Raw genomic sequence first — 4,570 nt, 5'->3', positions numbered from 1 at the left:
CGAGTGCCTCGGGATTCGCCGGTGTCCGGTTACGACCGATGAACTTCAAGCGGTCCGTCTCGTATGTCGGTTCTCCTTCGACCGGCCCCCGCACTTCCAGCAGGTGGATCATCCAGGGTGGATTCTCGCTACGGGACCGGGGACGGCGAGTACAGAGGATCGCCTGCCGTGAAGTCAGAATTTCTGTCTGCACGAACAGATTCGAGAACGCCGGATGCGTAGCCTCGGAGTTTGGGGCCGCCAGTACCACTTCCGCGTAACTGGTAAACTCAATCGTCCGCGGCACCTTCGACCGGTTCACAATCGTGGTTCGTCGAATTTCGATGTCATCTTCCGGAGAAACCGCGATCTCCGTGTGCAGCTTGATCTGGCTATCGCGACGACGGAATTCAGCACGCGCCTGTGAGAATATCGCTTCGTACCGTTTCGTTGGCTGCAGTGTTGGCTGATGAGAAGTGGACCAGACTTCACCGCTGCTTACATCACGCAGGTAGCAGAAAACTCCCGTGTTGTCGCGAGTTGCATCTTCTCTCCAGCGGTTGACCGTCAGCCCTTTCCAATGGCTGTATCCTCCACCACTGTTCGTCACCATCACATGATACCGGCCGTTGGAGAGCAGGTGAACTTCCGGCGCGGGCGTGTTGGGTGTCGTAAAGACGCGAATCAAAGCGGCACGGTCGGTCGAGGGGAGGCTTTCCGTAGCCGCCTCGTTGGCGTGCGGATAAAGGGGTGCGGCGTGAGGAATGCGTTCCTGAAGCAGCAGATCGGCGGCCTGGAACTCGGGGTCGCTGTCGAAGCGTCTTTGCATTGGTCGATTGAGCAGCACGTACGCAAACGACAGGAAGGCCATTCCCTGATGATGCGCCATATACGACTGCACCACGGCGTGTGTCTGTCCCCGGGAAAGGCGTGACGGGGTGTAGTCGACGGCTTCATGAAACCCATACGCCCCTTCGAATCCTTTCGCCTTCATGACCTCCAGATTGATGCAGGCCTTCCGCGGGGAGACCATCAGTGCCATCGCAGTGGCGTACGGAGCGATGACCAGATCGTCAGCAAGTCCCCGCTTGTAGCCCAGCCCTGGAACACCGAACGCCCGGTACTGGTAATTCATGTTGGCATCGGTGGCATTGTACCCCGATTCCGAGACACCCCACGGAACACCGCGCTGCCTTCCGTACTGAATCTGGCGGTCAATCACCGTCTGGTATGTCTGATCAAGCAGCGTGTCGTCATAAGTAGGCATCACCAGCAGCGGCATCAGATACTCGAACATCGATCCGCTCCACGACAGCAGCGTCAACTGCCCGTGCGATCGGGTGAGCGAACGCCCCAGCGCGAACCAGTGCTCCTGCGACAGTCGGCCTTGGGCGATGGCCACAAAGCTTGCCAGCCGTGCTTCCGACGCGAGAAGATCGTAGAAGCTGCCGTCGCGCCGGAGTTCACTGACATTGAAACCGATCGCGAGCAATCGACGACGAGAATCGTAAAGGAAGTCATACTCGATATCGGCGAACTCGGCACATTGCTCGGACAGTTCCTCAATCTGATGTACGCGTTCACACGCCGTGTGAGTCGACTGTAAGACCAGTTCTCGAAGATGTTCCAGCCATTTCCGCTCTGCAGGTGCCAGAACAGGGCCCGTTTTCTCGACGCTCAGGATCCTGTCAATTCCGGGTAGCACTTGATGATCAAACTCACAGACCTCTCGTAGAGACGGAATTCGATTCAGCCGGTCGACGATCTCCTGAAGTTCCCTGGACATCGAAGCCGGCTCATGGCTGCCACTCCGATGGACTTCCGGCGGAATCGCTGCGTGCGCCAACCACAACGCAACCGATGACAAGTCGTCAAGAACTCCACGGCATTGCTGGTTCAGATCCTTCAGAATCTCACGCACAGCGTCCGATTCCCGATTCTGACCCCATTCCACAATGGCAGCCGAAGCGGTTTGCATCTGTTGCAGCCATTGCTGGGTTTCCGGCAGAGTCGATGGACGTGTCTGAGCATCCGCTCCGCGTCGCAGAAGCTGCAGTACACTCTCGAGAGTGGGCAAGTTGTCAGGTGGTTTTGGTCTCGAGGAAATCATTCCCGAGCCCCCCTTCGCTGACGACCCGTTCAAAGAAATCGGCGACCCGTCCCCAGCTTCTTGTGGTCTATTCTTTTTCGCCTCGATTCGCCCCTGAAATGGCTCTTTGGCCGCCACCTCAATCAGACGGTGAGTGACTGCCAACGAGTTAAGGAAACCTGTCGAGATCAGCCGATCGGTGATCAGTTCCTTCAATCCACGCCGCAGGATCAACAGGTGCCCGGCAAGGTTTCCGCTGTCGACAGCCGATACATATTTCGGAAAGAGGGGAGTAAGCGACTGGGTGTCATACCAGTTCAGGAAGTGACCATGAAATCGCTCGAGCGACTCCATCGTTTTCAGAGTATTCCCGGTCCGCTCCAGCAAGCGACCGGCAGAAATATATCCGAAGTCATACGCGGCCAGGTTTGCCAGCAGTGACATCCCGATGTTGGTCGGTGACGTCCGATGAGCCACCACCGGCGCGGGATACTCCTGAAAATTATCGGGGGGCAACCAGTTATCTTCCGGCCCCACAAACGTCTCGAAGAACTTCCACGTCTTCCGCGTCAACTGATGCAGAAACAGCTTCTGGTCTTCATCCAGCGTTTCAGAGCGTCGAGGAATCTGCTGACTGATTTTCCAGGCGATGTAAGGCGCAGCCGCCCAGAGCATGATGATCGGGAGCGCCACCCACAACGAGACAGGCTGAACAAACGCCAGCCCCAGTGCGATCACCAAAGCAAACGCCGGGGAAAACCACATTCGCCGGAAGCTCGATTCGAGATCATCGGTCAACTCACTTTCCGCATCGCTGGCCGTCTTCCATTCCAGCATCTTCCGCCGAGTCCACAAAGTGCGGACACCGGTCCTGATGATGGCATCCGCGCAGATGAAAGCATCATACGGAAGGAAAATGAAAATCAGTGCTGCCCTCGCCAGGCTCATTCCGATCGACTTGACGGCGGGACGCAAGGTCGATGCCTGAGGGGACTCCGCTGCTTTCCGAACCAGAGCGACGAGCGACACGCAAACGGACGGAATCACAATAATTCCCAGCACCGTCGCCGTCCACAACAGGGCGTGCGGATGCACCAGCCAGCCGAGGACCAGAACCAGCGTCAGAGCCAGGGGAACCACGCTTCGTCGAAGGTTGTCGAAGATCTTCCACCGGGACAACAGGCTGATGGGGTTGTCCCGTCCTGGAATCAACCAGCCGGCAATCTGCCAGTCGCCTCGAACCCAGCGATGCCTTCGACTGACATCCGTCTCGAATTTCAGCGGAAAGCTTTCGAATACGGAGATGTCGCTGGCAAGGCCTGATCGGGCATAGCACCCTTCCAGCAGGTCGTGGCTGAGGATGCGATTCTCGGGGAACCTGCCATCCATCGTGCGTGAGAATGCATCGACATCATAGATCCCCTTGCCGATAAACGATCCTTCTCCGAAAACGTCCTGATAGACATCAGATATCGCCTGAGTATAAGGATCGATCCCCGGCTCTCCCCCGAACAACTTGAGATACCAGGAAGGTCTCGTCTTCTCAAAACTGATCGCCACCCCCGGTTGCAGAATTCCATACCCTTCAACGACGCGGTTTCGCCTGGAATCGATCAGAGCCTGGTTGAGCGGATGGGCCATGGTGCCGATCAATTGCCGAGCGGCATCTCGTGGCAACAGCGTGTCCGTGTCCAACGTGATCACGTACTTCATCTTTGGAAGAGACTTGACGTCCCCCACGATGACGGAAAACGCCTCCGTCGCACCTGTCAGTAAGAGCTGATTGAGGTCTCCGAGTTTGCCTCGCTTTCGCTCGTATCCCATCCAGACCTTTTCTTGCTCGTTCCAGCGACGTGGTCGGTGAAAGAGGAAAAAAGTTCCGCTGAAGGTCAGTGATTCACTACTGTTCATACCGGGTTCGACTGCCCCCCGGTACTTCCGATTGAGTTCCTCGATTCCTGCTGCCGCAGCCGCGATCAGCTCTTCATCCCCCGGCATCACTTCTTGGTCGGCATCTCTCAGATCCGTCAGCAGGCAGAACCTGAGGTTCGGATCCCGATTCGCCAGATAGCGAACTTCGAGTCCCTCAATCAGCCGCTTCACCGACTCTTTCGAAACCAGCATCGTCGGAATCGCGACCATCGCACGGTCGCTGTCGGGGATCCCCGCCGAGAAATCCATCCGCGGCAATCGGTGGGGGCGAATCAGCATCGTCGTCAGCCAGTTCACCAGCCCAACCCCCAGATGGCTGCCGCTCAGTGTGAGCAGCGCTGCCAGGAACCAGAACCAGTAGGGATTGGTGCCAACAGCGGGCGACAGATTCAATACCAGCGCGGCCACCGCAACCGAAATCAATCCGATCGAGCCAAGGTAATTCGTCAGCGGGAAGTAACTCGCCACTCTCTTCACGCGCGAGAACAGCGTCCCCTTCATACGGCATGCCGCTTCGAGATCGTGCAAACCTTTTCCAACGAGGTAGTACCCGACATGCGATTTCCGATT

General features: G+C 57.2%; 1 protein-coding gene. It reads right to left on the bottom strand.

Annotated features, from left to right (window positions below; all coding sequences use genetic code 11):
• A partial coding sequence (locus VGE80_RS11450) for a glucoamylase family protein (protein WP_440592761.1) occupies nt 1–4,570 on the bottom strand: 4,570 nt, incomplete at both ends.

This window comes from Schlesneria sp. (assembly GCF_036405755.1).
Lineage (GTDB): Bacteria > Planctomycetota > Planctomycetia > Planctomycetales > Planctomycetaceae > Schlesneria > Schlesneria sphaerica.
This window is presented reverse-complemented; position numbering and strand designations above follow the sequence as displayed.